6 protein-coding genes are annotated in these 5331 nt (G+C 74.8%); all 6 read left to right on the plus strand.

The genetic code is table 11. The annotated features are described in order from the left end of the window. Nucleotides 1-241 (plus strand): M24 family metallopeptidase (locus HG542_RS31050; protein WP_171087357.1); only part of this gene is annotated, 241 nt, incomplete at its 5' end. 105 nt (nt 242-346) lie between these two features. Continuing rightward, nucleotides 347-1444 carry an NAD(P)/FAD-dependent oxidoreductase gene (locus HG542_RS31055; RefSeq protein WP_176607178.1) on the plus strand — a complete coding sequence of 366 codons (1098 nt, stop codon included), beginning with the start codon at nt 347-349 and terminating at the stop codon, nt 1442-1444. Between the two features lie 47 nt (nt 1445-1491). Continuing rightward, nucleotides 1492-1806 carry a (2Fe-2S)-binding protein gene (locus HG542_RS31060; RefSeq protein ID WP_171087361.1) on the plus strand — a complete coding sequence of 105 codons (315 nt, stop codon included), beginning with the start codon at nt 1492-1494 and terminating at the stop codon, nt 1804-1806. Beyond that, nucleotides 1787-3223 (plus strand): FAD/NAD(P)-dependent oxidoreductase, encoded by a 1437-nt coding sequence (locus HG542_RS31065; protein ID WP_171087363.1) that lies wholly within the window; start codon nt 1787-1789, stop codon nt 3221-3223. The genes HG542_RS31060 and HG542_RS31065 overlap by 20 nt, the downstream gene beginning before the upstream one ends. A 16-nt stretch (nt 3224-3239) precedes the next feature. Then, nucleotides 3240-4148: a dihydrodipicolinate synthase family protein gene (locus HG542_RS31070; RefSeq protein ID WP_171087365.1), complete on the plus strand. Its 909-nt coding sequence runs from the start codon at nt 3240-3242 to the stop codon at nt 4146-4148. 40 nt (nt 4149-4188) lie between these two features. Beyond that, entirely contained in the window at nt 4189-5193 is a 1005-nt protein-coding gene (locus HG542_RS31075; protein WP_171087367.1) for a proline racemase family protein, read from the plus strand. Nucleotides 5194-5331 lie beyond the last annotated feature (138 nt).

Below are 5331 nucleotides of genomic sequence, written 5' to 3' on the forward strand. Positions count from 1 at the left end.
CCAGGCGCGCGCCGAGGCGTATCTGGACGGGGTGCTGGAGGAGGGGCAGGTGCTCACCGTCGAGCCAGGGCTCTACCTCCAGCCCGACGACGAAACCCTGCCGCCCGAACTGCGCGGCATCGGGGTGCGCATCGAGGACGACCTGGTGATCACGGCGGAGGGGGCCCGGCTGCTGTCCGGCGGCCTGCCGAGGACGCCGGACGCCGTCGAGGAGTGGATGGGTCAACTGCTGGGCGGCTGAGGGGAACACGGGGCCTGCGGGAGCCTTGGCAGCGTCGGTGCAATGTGAAATATTACTGACGTGCCAACGGGAAAACTCTCGGACGTCATCGTCATCGGCGCCGGCATGGTCGGAGCGGCATGCGCCTACTATGCCGCCGGCGCCGGCCTCCGCGTCACCGTCATCGACCGCGGTTCCGTCGCGGGCGGCACCACGGGTGCCGGCGAAGGCAACCTCCTGGTCTCCGACAAGGAACCGGGCCCCGAGCTCGAACTCGCCCGGCTCTCCGCCCGGTTGTGGACGGAACTGTCCGGTGCGCTGCCCGCGCGGATCGAGTACGAGCCCAAGGGCGGCCTCATCGTCGCCGCGGACGAACCCGGCGCGGCCGCCCTGCGGGACTTCGCGGACCGGCAGCGCGCCGCGGGCGTCACCGCCGAGGAGATCCCGGCTGACCGGCTCCACGACCTGGAACCCCACCTCGCCCCCGGCCTCGCGGGTGGCGTCCACTACCCCCAGGACGCGCAGGTCATGCCGGCCCTCGCCACCGCGCACCTGCTGCGCGCGGCCGGCAACCGGATACGCCTGAGGCTCGGCGAGGAGGTCACCGGCCTGCTCACCGCACCCGACGGGACCCTGCGCGGCGTGCGCACGACCCGCGGGGAGGTCCACGCCCCGTACGTCGTCAACGCCGCCGGCGCCTGGGGCGGCGAACTCGCCCGGCTCGCGGGCGTGGAGCTGCCCGTGCGGCCCCGCCGCGGATTCGTCCTCGTCACCGAACCGCTGCCGCGCGTGGTGCGGCACAAGGTGTACGCCGCCGGCTACATGGCGGACGTGGCCAGCGGGTCCGCCACGCTGCAGACCTCGGCGGTGATCGAGGGCACCCCGGCCGGCCCCGTCCTCATCGGCGCCAGCCGCGAACACGCCGGCTTCGACCGGACGCTCTCGCCGCAGGCCCTGCAGCGCCTCGCGGCCGGTGCCACCGCCCTCTTCCCGGTCCTGGGCACGGTGCGGGCCATGCGCACCTACACCGGCTTCCGCCCGTACCTGCCGGACCACCTGCCCGCCATCGGGCCCGACCCGCGCGCCCCCGGCCTGCTGCACGCGTGCGGCCACGAGGGCGCGGGCATCGGACTCGCCCCGGCGACCGGGTTCGTCATCGCACGCTGCCTGACCGGCGGCGAACCCCCGCTCGACATCGGCCCGTTCGACCCCGGCCGCTTCTGAACCCCGCCGTTCACCCAGTCCGCCGCGTTCACCGAGAGGAGGCCCCGGTGGCCCGTACCCCCGCCGAACTCGTCGGGGCGCAGCCCGATCCGCCGTTCGAGATCACCTTCGACGGCCGCCGCATCACCGCCGTCCCCGGCCAGTCCGTCGCCGCCGCGCTGTGGGCCGCCGGCATCCTGTCCTGGCGCACCACCCGCACCGGCGGCCGCCCGCGCGGCGCCTTCTGCGGCATCGGCCAGTGCTTCGACTGCCTCGTCACCATCAACGGCGATCCCAACCGCCGGGCATGCCTGGTGGCTGCGCGCCCCGGTGACGCGGTGACCACCCAGGAAGGGCACGGCCATGACCGACTCGGCGTCTGAACCGTACGACCTGGCGGTCGTCGGCGCCGGTCCCGCCGGCCTTGCCGGTGCCGTCGCCGCCGCCGAACTCGGGCTGGGTGTCGTCCTGTTGGACGCCTCCGCTCACACCGGCGGCCAGTTCTACCGGCAGCCCGCACCACAGGCGCGCGCAGCGCGGCCGGAGGCCCTGCACCACGACTGGTCCGCCTACGCCGGGCTGCGCCGGCGGCTCGCGGAGAGCAGTGTCAGGCACCTGCCCGGGCACCACGTGTGGAGCATCACGCACGAGGCACCGGCCTGGTCGGTGCACTGCCTCACCGGGGACGACGGCTCCGACGAGCAGCCGGTGCGGGTGCGGGCCCGTGCGGTGCTGCTGGCGACCGGTGCGTACGAACGCCATCTCCCGTTCCCCGGCTGGACCCTGCCCGGTGTGGTGAGCGCCGGGGGAGCGCAGGCCATGCTCAAGTCCGGGCTGGTGCTGCCCGGTCGGCGGATCGTGGTGGCAGGCAGCGGCCCCCTGCTGCTCGCCGTCGCCTCCTCGCTGGCCGCGGCCGGCGCGCGCGTGCCCGCCCTGGTCGAGGCGTCCGGATACCTGGCGTACGCCCGGCACCCCCGGGCCCTCGCCGCCAACCCGCAGAAGGCCGCCGAGGCACTCGTCCACGGCGCGGCCCTGCTGCGCCACGGGGTGCGGCTGCGGTCGCGCAGCGCCGTCACCGCAGTGCACGGAACCGACCGGGTGGAGGCCGTCACCGTGACCCGGCTCGACCGCACCTGGCGGCCCGTACAGGGGTCGGGCCGCCGGATCGCGTGCGACGCGCTGGCCGTCGGGCACGGCCTGGTCCCGCAGATCGAACTGGCCACGGCACTCGGCTGCGCGACCCGTACGTCGGCGGACGGTACATCGGCGCTCGTCCTCGGCCCGCTCCAGGAGACCTCGGTACGCGGGCTGTGGGCGGCGGGCGAGACCGGGGGAGTGGGCGGCGTCCGCCTGGCCCTGGCCGAAGGCGAGCTGGCCGGCATCGCCGTCGCCGCCCGGCTGGGCGCAGGACGGGCCCGCGGCAGCCGGATCGTACAACTCCGGCGCCGCCGCGACCGGATGCGCGCCTTCGCCGACGCCATGGCCGCCGCCCACACCCCCGGCCCGGGCTGGCGCTGCTGGCTGGCCGACGACACCGACGTCTGCCGCTGCGAGGAGGTCACCGCCGGACGCATCCGCGAGGCCGTCGACGACCTCGGCGCGCGGGACGCGCGGACCGTCAAGCTCCTCACCCGGGCGGGCATGGGGTGGTGCCAGGGCAGGATGTGCGGCCCGGCCGTGGCCTGCCTCGCCGCGCGCGACGGCGCCCCCGAACCCCCGCCCGAACGGCGCCCGTTCGCCGTGCCCGTCCCCATGTCGGTGCTCGCCCAGTGCGCCGATCAGCCGAACACCGCACCGTAGAGAGAGGTTCGCCGCAATGACCCCCACCGGCTGGAACAGCGCCCGCCCCTGGCGCGGCATCATGGTCGCCACCGCACTGCCCCTGCGCGACGACCTGTCCGTCGACTACGACGCCTACGCCGAGCATGTCCGCCGGCTCATCGCCAACGGCTGCGACGGCGTCGTCCCCAACGGCTCGCTCGGCGAGTACCAGACCCTCACCGACGAGGAGCGTGCCCGCGTCGTCGAAGTCGCCGTCGCCGCGGCCGGCGACGGGGCCCGTGTGATGCCCGGGGTCTCCGCCTACGGGAGCGCCGAGTCCCGCCGCTGGGCACAGCAGGCGGCCGACGCGGGCTGCGGCTCGGTCCTCCTGCTGCCCCCGAACGCCTACCGTGCCGACGAACAGGCCGTACGCGCCCACTACGCCGAGGTCGCCGGGGCAGGAGTGCCGGTCGTCGCCTACAACAACCCCATCGACACCAAGGTCGACCTCACCCCGGGCCTGCTCGCCCGGCTGCACCGGGACGGCACCATAGTCGCCGTCAAGGAATTCAGCGGCGACGTGCGCCGGGCGTACGAACTCGCCGAACTCGCCCCGGAACTGGACCTGCTGATCGGCGCCGACGACGTCCTGCTCGAACTCGCCCTGGCCGGTGCCACCGGCTGGATCGCCGGCTACCCCAACGCCTTCCCCGCCGCCTGCGCCGAGCTGTACCGTGCGGCCGTCGCGGGCGACCTCGGCACCGCGGTCCCGCTCTACAAGTCCCTGCACCCGCTGCTGCGCTGGGACTCGAAGACCGAGTTCGTCCAGGCCGTCAAGCTCTCCATGGACATCGCCGGACACCACGGCGGGCCCGTCCGCCCGCCGCGCTTCCCGCTCACCGGGGAGACCGCCGCGGTGGTACGGGCCGCCACCGAGAAGGCCGTCGCCGACGGATACCGCTGACCCCCGTCCCCGCCCCCGTCCCCGACCGGAAAGGCAGTTCATGCGGACGCGCCATGTCTTCCACGCAGTCGACTCCCACACCGAGGGCATGCCCACGCGCGTGATCACCGGGGGTGTCGGGGTGATCCCCGGCGCCACCATGGCCGAGCGGCGGCTGCACTTCATCGAGCACCTCGACCACCTCCGCACCCTCCTCATGTACGAGCCGCGCGGCCACGCCGCCATGAGCGGCGCGATCCTCCAGCCCCCCACCCGGCCCGACGCCGACGTCGGCGTCCTCTACATCGAGGTCTCCGGGGTGCTCCCCATGTGCGGGCACGGCACCATCGGCGTCGCCACCGTCCTCGTCGAGACCGGCATGGTGCAGGTGACCGAACCGGTGACGACCGTGCGCCTCGACACCCCGGCCGGACTGGTGGCCGTCGACGTCCGGGTGCAGGACGGCGCGGCGAAGGCGGTCACGTTCACCAACGTGCCCGCGTTCTGCGTGGGGCTCGACCGCAAGGTGGAGGTGCCCGGGTACGGGACGGTCACCTACGACCTCGCCTTCGGCGGCAACTTCTACGCCTTCGTCGAACTCGACGCCCTGGGCCTGCCGTTCGACCGCGCCCGCAAGGACGACCTGCTGGCGGCCGGACTCGCCGTCATGGACGCGATCAACGCGTCACCGGACCGGCCCGCCCACCCCGAGCAGCCCGCCATCGCCGGGGTGAAGCACGTCTACCTGGCCGCACCCGGCTCCGACGCACACCGCTCGCGGCACGCGATGGCCATCCACCCCGGCTGGTTCGACCGCTCCCCGTGCGGCACCGGCACCTCCGCCCGGATGGCCCAGCTGCACGCGCGCGGCACGCTGCCCCTGGGCCGCGACTTCGTCAACGAGTCCTTCATCGGCACGCAGTTCACCGGCCGGCTGATCGCCGAGACGACGGTCGGCGGGCTGCCCGCCGTCGTCCCCACCGTCACCGGACGCGCCTGGATCACCGGCACCGCCCAGTACTTCCTCGACCCGGACGACCCCTTCCCCGGAGGCTTCCTCCTGTGACCACCACCGCAACCACCCTCGTCTCGCGCAACCCCGCCGATCCCGCCGACGTGGTCGTCCGCTTCACCGCCCCCGGGCCCGCCGCGGCCGCGGCCGCCGTCGAACGGGCCCGGGCCGCCCAGCCCGGCTGGCAGGCCG

The organism is Streptomyces morookaense (assembly GCF_013030945.1).
Taxonomy (GTDB): Bacteria; Actinomycetota; Actinomycetes; order Streptomycetales; family Streptomycetaceae; genus Streptomyces; species Streptomyces morookaensis.